Origin of the sequence: Pseudoalteromonas sp. bablab_jr010 (genome assembly GCF_016464105.1) — a bacterium.
Lineage (GTDB): Bacteria > Pseudomonadota > Gammaproteobacteria > Enterobacterales > Alteromonadaceae > Pseudoalteromonas > Pseudoalteromonas simplex.
This window is the reverse complement of record NZ_JACDWV010000089.1, coordinates 1-503: the sequence shown is the minus strand read 5'-3', so window position 1 is coordinate 503 and position 503 is coordinate 1. Positions and strand designations below refer to the sequence as shown.

Here is a 503-nt window from a genome sequence, read left to right as displayed (position 1 = left end):
TTTTACAATCCGTGGCCGAGTGCCTGTTTCAGCCCAAATGCGCGTAGTCGGATTTTGCTGGCCAAATCGTGCTTCGTCCTGAAACCATACGTCGATCCGATCAAGAGGAAGGTGTCCTGGTGTGTGAAGGATCGTTTCCAGCTGGAAGTTTTTTAAAAGCCTCTTGGCTCTGTAATGATTGTTTTGGGTGTTTAGAGCGGCTTGTGATCCAACTAAAGCCAAGTTGCTTTAGAATTTTATAGACATGATTTAAGTGGTAATGAACACCAAATTCAGTGTGAATGTAATGCACAATGTCTTCACCGGTAAGGCGGCCACCACGTAGTTCTGTGTTCGTGCGCTTTATAAATTCAGACAGTTGTTCAAGTTGCCGCTGTTGCAGCCTTGATGGACGTCCTTGAATAGGCTTATTGTCTAAACCATCAAGCCCATACTCTAGGTAACTAGAAACCCATTTATTCACACTACTTCTTGCTGTGTTTAGACGTTTTGCAATATCGGTT

Annotated in this window: 1 pseudogene; it reads right to left on the bottom strand. The window is 43.7% G+C overall.

Going from position 1 to position 503, the window contains the following annotated elements:
* Positions 1-503: pseudogene (locus tag JIG37_RS09555) on the bottom strand (IS630 family transposase); the annotation flags it as partial.